The sequence below is a fragment of the Streptomyces sp. NPDC092370 genome (genome assembly GCF_044755265.1).
In the GTDB taxonomy this organism is placed as follows: Bacteria; Actinomycetota; Actinomycetes; order Streptomycetales; family Streptomycetaceae; genus Streptomyces.
The window spans coordinates 42844-58728 of sequence record NZ_JBIVQO010000007.1 but is presented as its reverse complement, the minus strand read 5'-3'; the positions used below and the strand labels follow the sequence as shown (position 1 = coordinate 58728).

At 62.7% G+C, this 15885-nt stretch carries 17 protein-coding genes; 11 read left to right on the top strand and 6 right to left on the bottom strand.

What is annotated here, in order from left to right:
* Positions 1 to 118 precede the first annotated feature (118 nt).
* The 9 genes from ACIQHQ_RS21600 to ACIQHQ_RS21560 all read left to right on the top strand — a co-directional run bounded on the left by ACIQHQ_RS21600 (position 119) and on the right by ACIQHQ_RS21560 (position 5222).
* Complete coding sequence (locus ACIQHQ_RS21600; RefSeq protein WP_402613618.1) at positions 119 to 310, top strand: hypothetical protein; 192 nt, start codon at positions 119 to 121, stop codon at positions 308 to 310.
* 116 nt (positions 311 to 426) lie between these two features.
* The gene (locus ACIQHQ_RS21595; protein WP_402613616.1) at positions 427 to 642 is read left to right on the top strand and encodes a hypothetical protein; all 216 of its coding nucleotides are present in this window, start codon (positions 427 to 429) and stop codon (positions 640 to 642) included.
* 132 nt (positions 643 to 774) lie between these two features.
* Positions 775 to 903, top strand: coding sequence for a hypothetical protein (locus ACIQHQ_RS21590; RefSeq protein ID WP_402613615.1), 129 nt, complete (start codon positions 775 to 777; stop codon positions 901 to 903).
* A gap of 127 nt (positions 904 to 1030) precedes the next feature.
* On the top strand, positions 1031 to 1684 hold the full coding sequence (locus tag ACIQHQ_RS21585) for a histone-like nucleoid-structuring protein Lsr2 (protein ID WP_402613613.1): 654 nt from the start codon (positions 1031 to 1033) through the stop codon (positions 1682 to 1684).
* Between the two features lie 134 nt (positions 1685 to 1818).
* Entirely contained in the window at positions 1819 to 2151 is a 333-nt protein-coding gene (locus ACIQHQ_RS21580) for an Lsr2 family protein (RefSeq protein ID WP_402613611.1), read from the top strand.
* A gap of 135 nt (positions 2152 to 2286) precedes the next feature.
* Positions 2287 to 2478, top strand: coding sequence for a hypothetical protein (locus tag ACIQHQ_RS21575; protein ID WP_402613609.1), 192 nt, complete (start codon positions 2287 to 2289; stop codon positions 2476 to 2478).
* A 1112-nt stretch (positions 2479 to 3590) separates the two neighbouring features.
* Complete coding sequence (locus tag ACIQHQ_RS21570; RefSeq protein WP_402613607.1) at positions 3591 to 3890, top strand: hypothetical protein; 300 nt, start codon at positions 3591 to 3593, stop codon at positions 3888 to 3890.
* Between the two features lie 477 nt (positions 3891 to 4367).
* Complete coding sequence (locus tag ACIQHQ_RS21565; RefSeq protein WP_402613605.1) at positions 4368 to 4661, top strand: hypothetical protein; 294 nt, start codon at positions 4368 to 4370, stop codon at positions 4659 to 4661.
* Positions 4662 to 4814: 153 nt separating this feature from the next.
* Positions 4815 to 5222 carry a hypothetical protein gene (locus ACIQHQ_RS21560; RefSeq protein ID WP_402613603.1) on the top strand — a complete coding sequence of 136 codons (408 nt, stop codon included), beginning with the start codon at positions 4815 to 4817 and terminating at the stop codon, positions 5220 to 5222.
* 768 nt (positions 5223 to 5990) lie between these two features.
* On the opposite strand, the gene ACIQHQ_RS21555 is transcribed toward ACIQHQ_RS21560, so the two are convergent.
* Positions 5991 to 6353: a hypothetical protein gene (locus ACIQHQ_RS21555; protein WP_402613601.1), complete on the bottom strand. Its 363-nt coding sequence runs from the start codon at positions 6351 to 6353 to the stop codon at positions 5991 to 5993.
* 127 nt (positions 6354 to 6480) lie between these two features.
* On the opposite strand from ACIQHQ_RS21555, the gene ACIQHQ_RS21550 reads away from it, so the two are divergent.
* Positions 6481 to 7812, top strand: a complete 1332-nt coding sequence (locus ACIQHQ_RS21550) for a tetratricopeptide repeat protein (RefSeq protein ID WP_402613599.1) — start codon at positions 6481 to 6483, stop codon at positions 7810 to 7812.
* A gap of 123 nt (positions 7813 to 7935) precedes the next feature.
* Positions 7936 to 8082, top strand: a complete 147-nt coding sequence (locus ACIQHQ_RS21545) for a hypothetical protein (RefSeq protein WP_402613597.1) — start codon at positions 7936 to 7938, stop codon at positions 8080 to 8082.
* Positions 8083 to 8151: 69 nt separating this feature from the next.
* On the opposite strand, the gene ACIQHQ_RS21540 is transcribed toward ACIQHQ_RS21545, so the two are convergent.
* The 5 genes from ACIQHQ_RS21540 to ACIQHQ_RS21520 form a co-directional block, all read right to left on the bottom strand.
* A complete protein-coding gene (locus ACIQHQ_RS21540; RefSeq protein WP_402613595.1) occupies positions 8152 to 9003 on the bottom strand; it encodes an N-acetylmuramoyl-L-alanine amidase in 852 nt (283 codons plus the stop codon).
* A 2-nt stretch (positions 9004 to 9005) separates the two neighbouring features.
* Positions 9006 to 9335 (bottom strand): hypothetical protein, encoded by a 330-nt coding sequence (locus ACIQHQ_RS21535; RefSeq protein WP_402613593.1) that lies wholly within the window; start codon positions 9333 to 9335, stop codon positions 9006 to 9008.
* A gap of 19 nt (positions 9336 to 9354) precedes the next feature.
* Entirely contained in the window at positions 9355 to 9897 is a 543-nt protein-coding gene (locus ACIQHQ_RS21530) for a hypothetical protein (RefSeq protein ID WP_402613591.1), read from the bottom strand.
* Positions 9898 to 9976: 79 nt separating this feature from the next.
* The gene (locus ACIQHQ_RS21525; RefSeq protein ID WP_402613589.1) at positions 9977 to 12787 is read right to left on the bottom strand and encodes a LamG-like jellyroll fold domain-containing protein; all 2811 of its coding nucleotides are present in this window, start codon (positions 12785 to 12787) and stop codon (positions 9977 to 9979) included.
* 2 nt (positions 12788 to 12789) lie between these two features.
* Positions 12790 to 15843: a tape measure protein gene (locus ACIQHQ_RS21520; protein WP_402613587.1), complete on the bottom strand. Its 3054-nt coding sequence runs from the start codon at positions 15841 to 15843 to the stop codon at positions 12790 to 12792.
* Positions 15844 to 15885: the final 42 nt, after the last annotated feature.

The following is a 15885-nucleotide window of genomic DNA, read 5'->3' as shown; positions in this document are numbered from 1 at the left end:
GGAAGGGGGCCTTCTCTTTCCCCTGAAGCTGTCATTTGGAATCAGCGTTTAAACGTGCTAGCTTTCTCTTGTCAGCGAGACACCGGGAACCGCCCGGTGAGAGCGAAGGGGAAGAACAATGAACGTTTCCGGCGAGTGGGTCCTTCTCGGTCACAGCCGCCCCGAGGGCGACGTTTACGAGGGTCCGGGCGTTTACGCCGAGATCGAAGAGCGCTGCCACTCTTGGAACGAGGAGCAGACCGCCCGCGAGCGGCGCGGGGAGGCCCCGCGCGGCTCTCTCCAGCGGTTCTACATAAAGAGGGTGGCCTAACCGCCCTCGGCCCCCGCTTCGGCGGGGGCCTTCTTCGTTTCCGAGGCCGTTTAAACTTGCCCTCGATTCCAAATGATAGTAACGTTCCCCTTGTCAGCAGAGAGAAGGGAAACGCAATGGACTTCGAGCGCGCGGGTAAGGGCCGTTACCGGGTCGTGGTGGACGTACCGGGGGAAGCCCCGAAGCCGATTGGCTACGTGGTGAAGTGGCGGGGCGTATGGCAGTGCACCGACCTGGCCGGAAACGCGATCAAGACGGCCCCCACCGGCATGGGTTGGCCTAACAGGCTCTCGGCCGGCCTCGAACTTGAAGAGGCCCTGAAGGGCGAGTGACCGAGGGGGCCGGAAGAATCCGGCCCCTTCTTCACACTCGGACCGTTTACACGCTTGCACAGCGTTCCAAATACTAGTATCGTTTCTCTTGTCAGCGAGAGGGGCCAACCGGCCCAAGGGAAGGGAAACAAGATGAACCACTTCGGAGACCCGCGTTACAAGATGGTTTGCGCCTGGCACAAGCCGTGCGACGGAAACCCGAATCACCCTCACCGGTGGGACTTCGTGAAGCGCGAAGAGGTCGAGAAGGCCGAGAAGTAGCAGGAAGGCCCCCCGGAAGGGGGGCCTTCTTCCTTTCCCGTGAAGCTAGAACTTGAAATCCCTTCATGCCAAGTGCTAGGTTCCCAATGTCAGCGAGAAACGGCCCGAAGGGCCGGAAGGGAATCCAGTGCAGAAGACGGATAAGGCCGCCGCTAGCGTGGTCGCCGGTATCGCTGCGGGGGCGTTCACGCTCTCGTATGAGGCTCTTCGGAGCGTCTACCTGGGGAGCGACGGAAACCACGACCTGAGCCCCATATACCCGCTTATCGTCGAAGGGTTCGTCACGGTGGCCGTATGGGTCGCCTACCGGCTTCGCGACTACGGATGGAAGGCCACGGCCTACCCGTGGACCCTGGCCGCCCTGTTCTTCGCCTACTCGCTGTGGTCCAACAGCCTGCCGGACACCGTTCCGGGGCCGGTAATCCGCGGAGTGCCCTCCCTGGCCGTGCCCCTGGCCGTGCACCTGTTCACGCACCTTCTGAAGCGCCGTGAGCCTGTCGGGGCCGAGCTGGTCGAGCTGGTCGCCGAGGACGGCCAGGAGGACGAAGAGCCCCTGTCGGATGAGCCGTGGCCGGCCTGGGAGCCCCCGGCGGTTCAAGCCCCCATCTTCGCGGCCTCGGTGGCGAAGGTTCCGGCCGTGACCGTGGCCACGGATTCGAGCGCCGTAATTCGAGCCTGGGCGCGTCAGAACGGCTTCGGGGTCAAGGACACCGGGCGGATTCCTGACAACGTCCTGAAGGCGTACGCGAAGGCGCACGGGGGGACGCTGGTCACCCCGTGAAGCTCGGGTGGTGCATGACGGGGCACCATGGCGCGTGCCCCGTCCGCACGGTAAGCGGAATGACTTGTGGCTGTAGTTGCCACGCTGGTAAGAAGTCCAACGTAATCGAACTTTTCCCGAAGAAGGAACACACCATGGCCCAGAAGGTAATCACGCTTCTTACGGATGACCTCGACGGTTCCGAAGCGACTCAGACTGTCCTCTTCGCCCTCGACGGGAAGACGTACGAGATCGACCTGAACGACGTTAACGCCGAGAAGCTTCGTGAGGACCTGGCCCCGTACCTCGGGGCGGCCCGGAAGGTGTCCGGGGGCCGTGCCACGGTTCGCCGCATGGGGACCGGCAAGCCTGCCCAGGACTCGGGCGCGATTCGGGAATGGGCGAAGGCCAACGGCTTCGAGGTAAACGACCGGGGCCGCGTGCCCGCGTCCATCCGTGAGGCGTACGAGAAGGCGAATGCCGCCTAGCTCGACCAGCTCGACCACGGCCCCCGCTTCGGCGGGGGCCTTCGTCGTTTAAACGTTGCGCCGGATTCCAAATAACAGTATCGTCTTCCCTGTCAGCGAGAACGGCCCCCCAGGGGCCGGATGAAGGGAAGACCGATGCACTCCGTATTGCCTCTGAAGGTCGGCACTCAGGTTCGCGTCTCGCGCCCCGGCTTCGGCATGGTTGGCACGATTCGGCGGGTACTCCCCCACCTGGGCGCGTATCACGTCGAAGGGTGGCGCGGAATCGAGCTGGTGAAGGCGTCGGAACACGACATCGAGACGTACACGGATCGTCGCGGCTACTGAGCCCCTGAGAGCCCCCTACGGCCCCCGCTTCGGCGGGGGCCTTCTCCGTGTCCGGGCACACCCTGAACGGCTCTGTACGGCCCGCGTAGCGGCCCCTCGGCCCTCGGCCGGCCTTCTCGGCCAGGGCGCGGACGCTCGCGCACGGATGCTGTCATGTGGAACGTGTGTAAACGCGTGGCGTTGATCACTCGCGTATAGCTTGTGCGTCTAGTTCAAATGACAGTAACGTCCCTCGGGCACGGCCGATCTTGGGCCGTGGCCGCGTAGGACGGCCCCACGGATGGCACCGGGGGGAAACGACATGCCGAGGGAGAGCGGTCCCAGGAAACCGCCCTGCGGCCCCAGGTTGACGCCCTGGGGAGTCCAGAGAGTCAGCGGTAAGAGAACGGCTCCGCTTCACCAAAAGACCGACTCCGGATTCAGCCACCGGAAGGTAGAGAAGCCCGCTGGGGCACGGCATACCGAGTGACAGACAGATCGGGTGAAGGCAGGCCCGGACCGGTGTTCCCGCAGAGGGAACGGGCGAGCGGCCCCTAGCTCTGATCACACTTCCCGGCCCTGCGGTGAGGCTAATTCCCTTAACCGGTCCTGTAAGCGACATACCGTGACAGGCGTACCGAGTACGACTGACAGGCTCCCCTCTTGAAGTGAGTAACCTCCATACATGGGGGGCCTATTGCTTGCTTCAAGGGGGGGTCCAATCCACTCCACCCGCTCTAGGCACCCGAGGCATGGGGAAAGACGAAAGACAACAGCAACAACCAACCCACCTGAGCCACTGGACAAGGATTCCAAATATGAGTAACGTTCTTCCTGTCAGCGAGGGAACAGCGAAGGAAGGGCGTCACAGTGGCAAAGGTGAAGAGGACTCCGGAAGGTCTCGCCGAGGCAATCAAGGCCGCAGGATTCAAGGTCGAGCGCCGGAATCACGGATGGCTTTGCTTCCCCGCCACCAAAGACCAGCCTGCCGAGTGGATAAGCCGAAACACCGGGGGCCGGGGCCAGAGGAACAATGAGGCCGTAGCGAAGCGGTTCGGGATTCTGTAACCTCCCCAACGGGGGCCGGGCGACCGGCCCCCTTCACTGTGTCAGCGAGAGAGAAGGTTTAAACCATGCGCGAGTATCAGGCCGTAGTGCGAGTGAGGCACCACGGGCGGAACCTGGCCGAGTCGTCCGACACGCTCGACGCCGTTACCGGTGAGCTGGTCGACTACGGGGCCACGGCGCAGATGTGGGACGACGTGACCGAGTGGACCATGACCGTGCGCGTGCCGTCCCTGTGGGACGTTGGGGCCGTGGCCGGCCGAACCGTACGGGCCGCGTACGAGGGGGCCGGGTGGCCCGTGGAAGTCGTACGCGTGGACGCGTGGCAGGTGGCCGAGTGGGAGCAGGCTAAAGGGCTGAGCGAGTAACCGAGGGCCGGGCAACCGGCCCTTTTGCTTTGCCTGAAGCTATGATTTGGAATCTCGTTTAAACGGTGCTACAGTCTTCCTTGTCAGCGAGAGAAGGCCCCCGACCGGGGGCCGGATGAAGGGAAGGCCAATGGCCGTTACGCTCCGCAAGGGAATTCACCGGTGGGTTTACCTCGAAGAGTCGAGCGTGAGCTTCTGCCGGATGTGTCACACGATCCTCGACGCCGGACAGTCGCCCTTCTCGGAGCACTGCACCAGCGTGCACGACCGAGACTGTGTCTGTAGCCGTTGCCGGGAAGCCGTGAACGCGTAGCAAGACCGAGGGGGCCGGGAAACCGGCCCCCTTCTCGTTGCCCTGAAACTATCATTTGACACGATCGTTTAAACGCCCTAGAGTTCTTCTTGTCAGCGAGAGACGGGCCAGGCCGGCCCGGATGAAAACTCAAAAGGGGAAACGCAATGTTCATTGCGACGAACGTGAACGCGACCGCCGAGAAGACTGTCTTCCTGTGCGTCTCGTACTCGGAGCGCGATAAGGGGAGCCTGTTCGACCTGGCCGCTTACGAGGACGACGTGAACGCGTACCGCGCGGCCTTCCGGCGCGAAGTCGAGAAGGGCGAAGCGGCGGACGGTGTGACCGGTGCGGCCATCCTCGGCGAAATCCGGGACATGAAGGCGGACGCGGAACTCATCCGGTGGGCGCAGCGTCACGGACGCTGCGGGTACAGCGTCAACGCTCACGGATGCGTCATGTACGGCTGCAAGCACTGACAACAGAGAAGGCCCCCGCCACAGCGGGGGCCTTACTCGTCTCCTGAAGCTGTTATTTGACATAGCCCGTTTAAACGCCGTAGAGTTTCACCTGTCAGCGAGAGAACGGCCCGAGAACGGGCCGGGCTTGATAACTCAAGAGGGGAACGACCGATGAAGGTCTTTCGAGTCGGCGGAACGACGGACGAGATCACGACCTGTGAACTCTGCGGGAAGCCCGAGCTTCGGGGCACGGTCCAGATGATCGAGCTTGACGCGGACGGGAACGACTTCGCAGATCACTACTACGGGTCGAGCTGCGCGGCGAAGGCCGCCGGATGGACTCAGAAGGCCGTGACCACGGCGGCCAGGGCCGCCGACAGGGCGAAGCGGGAAGCCGCGGAAGCGGCCCGCCGAGAAGCCGCGTACGAGGAGATGAAGCACCGCGACGCGGCTAAGGAATGGTGGCTTCGAGAGAACTACGGGACCACCGACGTTCACGAAGCCGCGAAGATAGCCGGAATGAGCTTCGTCCGACTGTCCTGTCTGTTCAGTGACGAATACGAGCGTTGCCAGGCGTAGCGCAGAACGAAGGGGCGGCCCATGCGGGCCGCCCCTTCTCTGTGCCCCCTACCATCCGCCACGGGGGAACGACGGACGGGAGGGGCGTCTAGGAGCGTGTTCCCGTCCCTAGCGGCCTTCCCTTGTGGCCGAGCTTCCGGTGTGCCCGCATGTCGCGAAGCACAGCGAGACCTTCCCACGCCGACGAAGCTTCGTCGCTCAGGAAACGGTCCGCCCGTTCCTTCAGGGTGTGGCACTGCACGCACGCCACCGTGTCAGCCGGTGGGCGAAGGATCAGGTACGCCATAGGGACGCCCGAGGCGTACGCGTCCGCTACTGAATCCACGACTTCCCTTCCTAGGTCAGCTGGCCGGACGCGCGTCCCACTGCTGTTGGTACTGGGCTATGTAGTGCCGGGCGAACTCGCAACACTCCTCACACGCGTAGATCGGGGCCGTCTGGCCGTCGTGCTGAAGCGGGCCTATCCACACCACCAGCCGCTCACCGCGTCGACAGAGGAAGCACCAGCCGGGGACTAACGGCCGGCGCATCACGGGGCCTTCCGCCTCACGATCGCGTAGTCACTGAAGACGCGCCTGAAGCGTTCGTGACCAGTCTCGGAAGCGTGTTCGGCCATCCAGTCGTTAGCGTCTTCTTCGCTGCCGACCTCCTTCGACCTGGCCCCACACTCCTTCTCGTCGCCAGACACGCACACGGCGGCCCAAAGGTCTTCCCCGATCGGGTCCTTCGTCGTCTTGAAGTCCACGAATCGGTAGACGGCACGGACAGTCACGGAAGGTCGAGCCCCTTCTTCTTCGCGTAGATGGAGGCAAGCGCCCCGGTGAGCGTCGCCGACTCCCTCATGAAGGTGAACGCCTCGAAGACGGGAGTCCCCTTGCCGGGCCGAGCGGACAGGTTGAGGAACCTGTAAGCCTGCTGGAAGAGGCCCGTAGCCTCTTCGTCGCCCTCCCACATGTCTTCGGCCAGGAGCAAGTTCAGATGACCGACGACAAGCGCCGTTCTGCTGTCGATCGCTTCGCGAGTCGACGTGCTGAGCTGCATAGACAGGGCCGCATCGACCGTTTCCGAGATCGTCTCTACGTCGATCGGCGGGCCGTCAATGCTGGCCGCAGGTTCCTTCGTCACGCTCACCACCTGTTCCCCAGGCATGGTCTGTCCTCTCGCTGACGTTGTCGCTCTACGCAACCGCGCCGTAGCCCGCGGCGGTACCGTTGGGGTGTCAGCGAGAGTGGAAAGCGTGGAAAGTTCGGGGGTTCCCGTGGCCGAGCAACAGCCGAACGAAGGGCTGAACCGCCTTCTCACCGAAGCGGATTGGTCCCTTGGACAGTTGGCCACCGCCGTCAATCGGGCCGGTGACGAAGCCGGGCTTGCCGTCCGGGCCGACAAGAGCAACGTCAGTAAGTGGCTGAAGGGCACCACGCCGCGCGAGAAGGTACGGCCGCTCATCCTCGAAGCTCTGTCCCGTCGCCTCGGCCGCCAGGTCACCTACGCCGAGGCCGGCCTACCGGCCCCGAAGGGGCACCCGTCCGCCCCCGGCACGGTAGAAGGGCTAGTAGACCTCGGGCGGGCCGATATGGACCCTTCCCGCCGAAGCGTCCTCGGGGCAGGGCTGTACTCCGTTGCGCTCACGATCCCCGGATGGCCGGACGTGATCGGACGGGCCGAGGCCGTGAAGAAGGGCAAGGGGCTTCGGTACGGCATGGCCGAAGTCGACATGGTTGTTCAGATGACCGAGAGGGTGTCCGAGCTTGACGACCAGTTCGGGGGCCGCACCGCGCGGCCCATGGCCGCTACCTTCCTGGTCAACACGGTTGCGCCGTACCTTCGGGCCGATGCCCCCGAGGACGTACGGCGAGCGATGATGTCCGCCGCTTCTGATCTCTGCTACCTCACCGGGTACATGGCCGTAGACGAAGGGCTTCACGGCCTGGCGCAGAGCTACTACCTGAAGGCCCTCGAACTAGCGGGGGCCGCCGAGGATCACCTGACGTACTGCACCACGCTTCGAGGGATGAGCGTTCAGGCCGTCGACCTGGGCCACGGCGCCGACGCGTTGCGCCTGGCCGAGGCCGCCGCCGCCGCTTCGCCGAAGGCCGGCCCGCGCATGCTGGCCTTCCTCACCGGGCAACAGGCGCACGCCGCAGCGCAGGAAGGCGACCGGACGGCCGCCCTTCGGTACATCCGGGAAGCCGAAGCCGCTATGGATCGGGCCGAGAGCCGAGGGAAGCCCCTCGGTTCCTACGATCCCGCCGCACTCAACTACCACATAGCGCAAGTGCGTTATGAGCTGGGCGACGTTCACGGCTCGATCGAAGCCCTTGAAGAGAGCAACCGGGTTCGGTTCTCTGTGTACCGCCGGGGGAACGTGCGCATGCGCGCCCTTCTCGCTGAACGTCAGCTTCAGGTGGGGCACCTCGAAGAGGCCGTGAAGACCTGGCATGCCGCCCTCGACGACTACCCCCTTGTTCACTCGGGCCGAGCTGACGAACGCATGGCCAACATGCGCCGACTCATCCGGCCCCACCTTCGGCACCACGGGGCCGCCGAGCTGTACGACCGGGCGCAACAGGTGAAGCCCGCGGCCGTTTAGAGGCCGTGTAAACGGCCTGTAGAACGACGAAAGCCCCCGACACCCAAGAGGGTGCCGGGGGTTCTTCGCGCTCGAGCGTTACTGACGTTCCGTCAGCTTCTAGCCTTCGTCCGCCAGGTCGACATGACCGGGCGACGGAGACAGGAGAGCGTCACGGGTCTTCGCGTCCTCGACGCGCTGAACGGCTTCACCGCCGAGAAGGCCGAGAACGGCCGCCAGGACGCCGAGAACCTGGCCTTCGGGTACATGGACGCCCAGGGCGGCCACTAGGCCGAGGACGGCCACGCCGAGGGCGTACACGCGGGCCGGGTGAGTCTTGAGGAAGTTCACAGATGATCCTTACTTGCCATAGGCACGGTTGAAGAGAGCGGCCCAACCCTTGGGGCCGATAGCTACGTCCCAGGTCGAGCCCTGGGCCGCGTACTGCGGGAACTTCCGATGGAAGAGCCCCACGCCTTCCTGAGTCTTCGGGCCGTAGTTGTCCGACTCGGGAACGCTCTTGTTCATGAATCCAGCGGCCTTCAGGGCACGCTGAAGGCTCTTCGCCGAGGGCTTCGAGCTGTTGGGCCGAAGGCCCTTCGGGAAGGCCGGAGGGACGTACTTCGAAGGCTTCGGCTTCGGCTTCGGGGCCGGCTTCGGAGCAGGGGCCGGGGCCGAAGGCTTCGGGTTCAGGTGCGCGTTCACCCGCGAAAGGAAGTAGTCCCAGGGGAAGTTGGGGCCAGGGTCGGTGTGGTTGGTCTGGCCGTACGCGGCAGACACGTCACGGTGACCGACGATCCCGCGCTTACCGGCCTTCAGCTCGGACACGGTGAGCTTCCGGGCCGGGATGTTGTGCTTCCGGCACCAGCCGGCCACGACCTTAGCCGCGTTCTCCAGCACGCCCTTCGAGTACTGGTCGAGCCATTCGGCCCGAGACTGGCGCGCGTAACCGGCAAGCTCGATGCCCAGGCCGTCAGAGTTCGCGCCCGGTGCATGCCAGGCCCGGTCACCATCGGCGACGCAGCGAACGGCGCTGTTGTTGTCCACGCACACATGCGCCGAAGCCTTCGAGCTAGCGGACATGGTGGCGAACCAATGCGCGACGTTCTCGGCAGTCATAGGCCCCTCGGGGGCCTCCATGTCGTGAATGACGATCACGCGAATGGGGACGGTCCGGCCAGGGCCGTACCACTTAGCCTGTACGAAATCCATTGTCAGTTTCCTTCCGGGGCGGTTCGAATAAGGGAAGTAAGTTCCTGGTGCTGGGCCAGGACGAGAGACTTCAGATCGGCAATTGCGGCCTGTCCGGTGACAAGCTCGGAAAGGTGCCGGTTCTCGGCTTCGAGTCGAGCGACACGGCCGCTAAGTTCGTCAAGTTGTGCTTCGAGCCGATCAGCTCGGGCCTTCTGCGCTTCTGCCTCGCCCTTCCAAATCTCGGCCGTAGCGTTATCCGCATCCGACCGCACACGGACGTAAGCGGCACCGAGGGCACCGAGGGAAGCGAGAGCACCGAAGACCCAACCGGCGATACCGAGGAGATCCAAGGGACTGTCTTTCAGGTCATCAGGAGATACCGAGCCAACGGAATTCCATTCCGGTCACACGTTGGCCAGTCTGGAGAGTCAGCGAAGAGCCGCTGTTCTGCTGAGCGAACAGTTCGTAATGGTCGCCAGCGTTGCAGGTGAGTTCGAAGGTTCGCGTAACGAACGTCGAATCGCCGCTAACGGCCGCAGCGCTGATAGTGCTCAGAGTGCCGCCGAGGCCCGCGTTACCGGTCGAATTGAGGCGAAGGTTCAACTGTCGATATCCGGTCGCGTTGCTCGGAAAGCGGGCATAGAACGTCACCAGATATTGACCGGTGGTATTGATCGTGATGCGACTCGGGCTAGTCGTGGTCGAGTGCATCGAATCCGTATCCCAGGCTTCGTTATCGAAGGCGATAAGCGTCGGTGTGGCCGTAGGAAGGACCACGCCAGTAGCGAGGAATGCGTTTACACGCGGCGGGTTCATCAGAAAGTCGATCGGGGTTTTAGCGGCAGCAATCAGCTTCGCTGCCGTGACCTTCTCGCCCGCGAGGAAGCTTTGAGTAGCGGGAACGGTAGCCATAGCGGCCAGACTCCAAAGGGGGAAGACACACCAAAGGGGCGGCCAGGCAGGCCGCCCCCAGGGCGTGTAAACGTGCTGATCAGTAGGCCAGGACTGCCGTACGGTCGAGCCTGCCCAGCGTGGAATCTTCGAGAATCCAAACGTCGGAGCCATCGGCCGGCGACAAGGAAAGAGTCGTGACCCATTCGAGGGTTGACCCGTTCACGGAAACGTCGGTGTCGATCGCCTCGACATAGAAGTCAAGTTCCGAATCCGGGGCCGCCGTAGGCAGATCGGTAAGCGTGATTCGGTCGCCGATCTCGACGCCCAGGGCGACGATGAACAGGCCCGGAGTAGCCGAAGCCTTCAGCGTCACCGAATCGCACCGAACCATAGGCTGAGCGTAGGTATTCAGCCGCGTATAGGCCGCATCCTGAATCGCTTGATCCGAAGTAACCCCTAGCTCGATACTGGCCGACTTGCGGCCGTAGGCAGCAATGGACGCCTGATCCTTCAGGACGCCTTCAGTACCGTTCCGGCGCTTGTACGTGACCTCATTGATAATGCGGTCTTCGTCCATCTCGAACTGAAGGCCAGGCTCCCAAGGAAGCCCGACGCTATCGCCCAGCGTGAACCGGACCGCCGCCGCTTGACGCCGTGCCCGGTTGTGATACGTAAGCCTTCCGTCTCCATCCATGAAGAGATACCCGGAAGCGTCCTGAGCGGCCCCCTGAAGCTCATCAAGCGCGCTCGCGCCCGTACTCCAGTCAGGCTCTAGAAGAGCGCTGAGACCAGCGTCTAGAGCCGTCTCGCCCTGATACTTCGCCATGTCCGCGATACGCGCGATACGCGCGTTCTCGTTCTCGGTCAAAGCCGTGCCCTGGCCGAGATTCCAGATATCCCGCTGTTCCTGCCAGGACATACGACGATCCATGATGAACAGGTGGCCGTGCCGGCCGTTCGAGTATTCGTTATAGATCGAACCGGCCTGCCGACCGCCGAAGGACGCCCATCGAAGGTCGCGGATATCCTTGTTCGTCGGAGTCGGACCGGTGTCCGAGTCGCGGAAATCCCCATCGTAGTAAAGCCGGGTAAGGCCCTGCTGAATGTGAACCATGATGAAGTGCGACACGCCCGAAGCCAGGGGGGAGCCAGAAACGAAGCTAGTAACGGTGCCTTCGGTGTAAGTCGTCGTGACTCCGAGGTAGCCGTTACTGTCCATTCGGATCTTCAGCAATTCGTGACCGGTGTCTGCCCAACTGTGAAACAGAGTTACCCAGTTACCTGCACTCGGGCGAGTCGGATTAGTCCAGAAGCCAACCGTGAAATCCGTTCCCAGGGGGAAGGTTCTCGTTCCGCCTTCGCAGATATCAACGACCGTGCCCTGATTGCTCGACACGTTCGCCAGGCTGTAACAGGTGGTCGCATCCCTGGCCACGATGGATTCAGCGCCGAGAAGCGGAGTGCCAGGCCCGTACTTCGAAGCAACAAGCTTCGCCGGTTGCTGGTCGTTCGCCAGGTTCTCAAGTCTGGTCGAGCCGACCGGATCGCCCAGGGGCCAGTAACCGACAGGTTCGGCCCGAAGGATCTCGGCTTGCATGGCCGACCGAAGATCGGTGTTGCCGAGGACAGAGAAGCCGTCCACGGCCGAGACGTCGACCGAGGCCGTAAGGCCGTCGACTGCAACGGGCCACTTCTCTATGTACCCGTGGAAGATCGAGCCGCCAGGACTCCACTCCGAAAGGGTGGACCCTTGCTCTAGCTGGATCTCGTCAATGAACAGGTACCCGGTACCGCCACCGTCGCCGCCCGTCGTACCGATCGACACACCAGCCCACACGGTCCCGACAGGGGCGACCACGCCCGTCAGGGAGACAGGCACCCATACGCCGTTCTGAAGGGCTACAGCGGCACTGCTAGAGCTGGTCGTGATGAGGTTGCCGGCCGAGTCGTACCAGCGAACGAGGAGCTTCACAGACACGGCAGGGGAAGACGCCCCGAGGCGAACCTGAACGCGCGTGCTGTACGCCTGGCCCGGAACGGCCTTCGCGCACCCGTACGCCTTCGCGCCGTCCGTGTAGCCGCACCGGATCGAGGAGGCGAAATCCGCGGTGCCGTTGTTCCCCAGGTCAACGCGGATCGAGCCCGCGCCGCTCTTCGGAACCTCCGCCCAAGAGTTGCTAGTTCCGGCACTGTGCGAAGTCGAGAACATCGCCGAGGAGTGCGTTACGTCGCCACCCGTAGACACGTCCTTCGGGGTGAGGTTCGCGGTACGAACCCGAACCCTTCGCCGAGGAACGACGTTCGGGTAATACGGCTGAGTCTTGAACCACTCGGCCTTCTCCCCGTACGCGGTGAGGCCCGCGTTCCCTTCCGGGTACGTGTCCGCGTAGATGTACAGGACCGCCGTAGCCGTTCCTGCGGGTGGGGCCTCTTCGTGCGTGTAAACGGCCGGAGAGCTGTCCGCGACGAAGCGCGTGCCCTGCACCCATCGGAGGGTATTCCCGCCCGCGTCGAGCCACTTCACCGCGAAGTAGCAGGACACCGGCGCCCCGGACGTGTAAACGGTCCGGGACATGATCCGTGGCTTCTGGTCGTCGTCGACCGCACCCACATTGATCGTAGACATAACCGTGTTGTTCGCACGGCCGTTCAGGTCCCAGATGTATTGACCCGAGAAGCCAGAGAGGATGTTCCCCCCTGACTTCTGCTTACCGGGCGTGAAACGCCCATCGCTGTTGTCGAGCTTCAGGGAAAGCGTTCCCGCCTCGATCCGGTCAAGCTCATTGTTCCGGCCGCGCCGAACCTGAAACCCCTCGACGTAATCGCTGATGTCGGTCCACGAATACGAGGAGGAGAAGGGGCCACCGTCAAAGGCGACTTCGACGGTGACCTTCGGGATTGAAGCCATGCTTAGAGTCCCGTCCTTCCCCCGTTGCGCTTTCCGCTGCGAACGATCTCGTCTCGAATGGTGGTGGCAATGCTCTTAGCTAGAGCCTTCTCGGCCGTCACGTTGCCCTGAACGGTGACGTGAACCACCGGGGCGGCCTGGCCGCCCGAGGCTCCCTGAAGGGCCATTGCGCGGGCTATAGACCTGTTAGCAAGCCGACCGGTCGGGCGAGTGCCCGCCATCTCGTCGACAGCCTTCTGAACGTCGCCCTGGCCGTTGCGGATACCGTTCGTGAAACCGGCCGCAGTGAACCCGCCCAGGCCCATGAAGACACGGCTAGGAGACTTGATCCCGAGCTTCTTCTTCAGGGTCTTGACCATGCTCTTCGCCAAATTTTCGATTTGCTTGGTCAGAGCGCTCTCTTTGGCCTTCAGGCCCTTCGCAAGCCCCGTCATCGCAAAGATGCCAGCGTTGTAGTAGTCACCGGCCACGAAGTTTCCGAGCTTGCTCGACTCGCTGTTAATGGCGTTGTAGGTCGAGTTCAATTCCTTGATCTGACCGCCACCAGCGTTCAGAAGAGCTTGGGCCATCTGGCCGCCCTCTTCCGGGCCGGCCTGGGCAATCTGATTGATGATGCCTCGGCCTATGCCACGCTTCGCGAGAGTCTGAAGGTTCTTCCGGAAATCGGTGATCCCCTTCAGCTTGCCCTTCAGTCGCGCGAGGATCGCGCTAGCCGAGTTGTCGCCATACTCGGACGTGTCGAGCGCACCCATGAAAGAGCCGTAATCCCTGGCCTTCGAAGAGACCTGAGAAGCCATCTCGGCCTTAGCGGCCTTCAGTCCAGCCAACTTCTTGTTAGCGGAACTGAGAGCCTTCGAGATCTTCTCGCGTTCCTTCGAAAGCTTCGTCAGCTTCTTGTTCTGAGCGCTGATGTAGTTGTGAAGGCCCTTCGCCTTCCCCTTCGAGATCTTCCCGGACTTGAAAGCCTTCGTCACAAGGTCATGCAGCTTCTTCGAAGTAGAGGCAACCTTCTTCGTGCCCCCGAGCATTCCCTTAACGAGACCTTCGGTGATCCACTTACCAATCTGGGCCATGACACGGGAAGGTGAATGAATGCCGAGAGCCTTTTTGATGGGGCCGGGGATCTGGTCGACAATCCCCTTCGCGGCAGACATGACGGCACCGAGGGAGCCCTTAATGCCGTTGACCAGACCTTGAATGATGTTCCGGCCAATCTCCTTCAGCATGCCGGGCAGGGACGTGAAGAAGCCCTTGATCTTGCCGGGGATCTCCTTCGCAATCTGAAGGACGCCCTTCGCGTTAGTCGAGATCGTCGTCTTGATCCCGTTCCACCCGAGAGACCAAACCTGCTTGATGAAGTTGACCCCGCCCGAGATCACTGACTTGATTCCGGAAACCCAACCGGAAACCCCGCCCTTGATGAAGTTCACGACACCCGAGAACGCGCCCTTTACGGCGTTCCACCCTGAACGCCAAAGGCTCAGGATCTTAGCGACGCCACCACGAAGGATTCCGACGATGCTTCCATAAATCCAGACCTTGAAGATTCCGACAATGAAGTTCCAGATGCCAGAGAAGATCTGCTTGACGCCATTCCAGGCCCTCGACCAGTTGCCCGTGAAGATGCCGATGAAGACATTCACGACGCCCTGAATCACGCTGAGCGCGCCACTGATGACGCCAAGGATTCCGTCCCAAAGCCCCTTCAGGGTCGTGATCACGACCGGGCCTATGAACTTCCAGAGAAGCGCGAAGATCGGGGCCAGGACGTTGATCGCCACCCCTACGCCCTGAAGAACCGTCTTGATCGTGTTCCCGAGCTGCTGAATTACGGGGGCCGCCTTCGCGTACATCTCCGAGAACATCGGAATGAGCGTCCCTCGAACGAACCCCATGAGGGCGTTCAGGTGCGGCATTAGCGTTTGCCAGAGGCCGGCCACGGCAGGGACGACCGTTCCTAGCATTACCTGGGCTATCTTCCCGAGCAACGGAGCAACAGCCGTGTACATTTCCCGGAAGGCGGGGAGAATCTGAGTTCTGACCAGCTCCCCCACCTGAGAAAGCACGGGGGCAACCGCGGCCTTCGCCTTGCCGAAGTACGGTGCCAGCTTGTTAGCTTCGTCAATGAGCGGTTTAAACACTCCGCCGGAACCGGTGAACGCGCCCTTCAGGGACGAACCCATTTCCTTGAACTTGGCACCGACCGGCCCGATGTACTTACCGACGCCCGAGACGAGCGTAGAAAGGCCGCTGATCGCCTTCTTCCCGTACGGGAGAAGCGGAGTGCCTATCTTGATGAGAAGGTGATCCCACGCGTCGCTCAGGGCCGCAAGCTGACCGTTAGCGGTCTTCGACTGCTTATCCATCGCGTCGCCCCACTTGGAGTTGAAGACTCCTTCGAGCAGGGGCAGAACGTCATCCGTGGCAAGCTTTCCGGCGGAAGCCATCTCGCGAAGCTCGGCAGAACTCTTACCCGTCGCTTCCTCAAGGGACTTCCAAACAGAAAGGCCGTTGTCGGCCATCTGGTTAAAGTCTTCGAGGGAGAAGCGGCCGTTGCCGATGGCCTGAGAAAGGGCGGTCAGAACGTTGTCAAAAGACGCGCCGCGAACGCCCATGGCCGAGGCCGCGTTACCCCAGGCTGTCAAGTGCGGGATAACGTCCTTCGCTGAAACGCCGACACCCTGAAGCTTCACGCTCGCTTGCTGAAGGCCCTTCAGCTCGAACGGCGTCCTGGCCGCGAAATCGGCCAGGTCTTGCATGTGCTTCTTCGCGTTCGCTGCGGAACCGGTCAGGGTCTCGAAAGCGACCTGCATGGATTCCGCATCCGCAGCGGCCTTGAAGGCCATAACACCGACTGCACCAGCACCAATGCCGATGCCGGCCGCCACCGTGGCCCCGAAGGCAGCGAGACGGCCCCCCATGCCCGCGAGAGCACCGGAGAACCGTCCCGTCTGACGCTCCAAATCTTCGGCTTCGTCTCCGAGGCCGCGAAGAGCCGCCTCGGCCTGGGAGGCATTACCGACGATGACAACGCGAAGCGTTCTCTGATCCGCCATTAGTAAGACTCCCGACTAGCGTTGTACTCGATCATGTATTCG

What these genes read in the sequence shown, in the direction of transcription:
- ACIQHQ_RS21545 (WP_402613597.1), top strand. Translation starts at nt 7,936, where the DNA reads ATGACCGGGCGACGGAGACAGGAGAGCGTCACGGGTCTTCGCGTCCTC.
- ACIQHQ_RS21540 (WP_402613595.1), bottom strand. Translation starts at nt 9,003, where the DNA reads ATGGATTTCGTACAGGCTAAGTGGTACGGCCCTGGCCGGACCGTCCCC.
- ACIQHQ_RS21580 (WP_402613611.1), top strand. Translation starts at nt 1,819, where the DNA reads ATGGCCCAGAAGGTAATCACGCTTCTTACGGATGACCTCGACGGTTCC.
- ACIQHQ_RS21520 (WP_402613587.1), bottom strand. Translation starts at nt 15,843, where the DNA reads ATGGCGGATCAGAGAACGCTTCGCGTTGTCATCGTCGGTAATGCCTCC.
- ACIQHQ_RS21560 (WP_402613603.1), top strand. Translation starts at nt 4,815, where the DNA reads ATGAAGGTCTTTCGAGTCGGCGGAACGACGGACGAGATCACGACCTGT.
- ACIQHQ_RS21595 (WP_402613616.1), top strand. Translation starts at nt 427, where the DNA reads ATGGACTTCGAGCGCGCGGGTAAGGGCCGTTACCGGGTCGTGGTGGAC.
- ACIQHQ_RS21570 (WP_402613607.1), top strand. Translation starts at nt 3,591, where the DNA reads ATGCGCGAGTATCAGGCCGTAGTGCGAGTGAGGCACCACGGGCGGAAC.
- ACIQHQ_RS21525 (WP_402613589.1), bottom strand. Translation starts at nt 12,787, where the DNA reads ATGGCTTCAATCCCGAAGGTCACCGTCGAAGTCGCCTTTGACGGTGGC.
- ACIQHQ_RS21575 (WP_402613609.1), top strand. Translation starts at nt 2,287, where the DNA reads ATGCACTCCGTATTGCCTCTGAAGGTCGGCACTCAGGTTCGCGTCTCG.
- ACIQHQ_RS21600 (WP_402613618.1), top strand. Translation starts at nt 119, where the DNA reads ATGAACGTTTCCGGCGAGTGGGTCCTTCTCGGTCACAGCCGCCCCGAG.
- ACIQHQ_RS21590 (WP_402613615.1), top strand. Translation starts at nt 775, where the DNA reads ATGAACCACTTCGGAGACCCGCGTTACAAGATGGTTTGCGCCTGGCAC.
- ACIQHQ_RS21530 (WP_402613591.1), bottom strand. Translation starts at nt 9,897, where the DNA reads ATGGCTACCGTTCCCGCTACTCAAAGCTTCCTCGCGGGCGAGAAGGTC.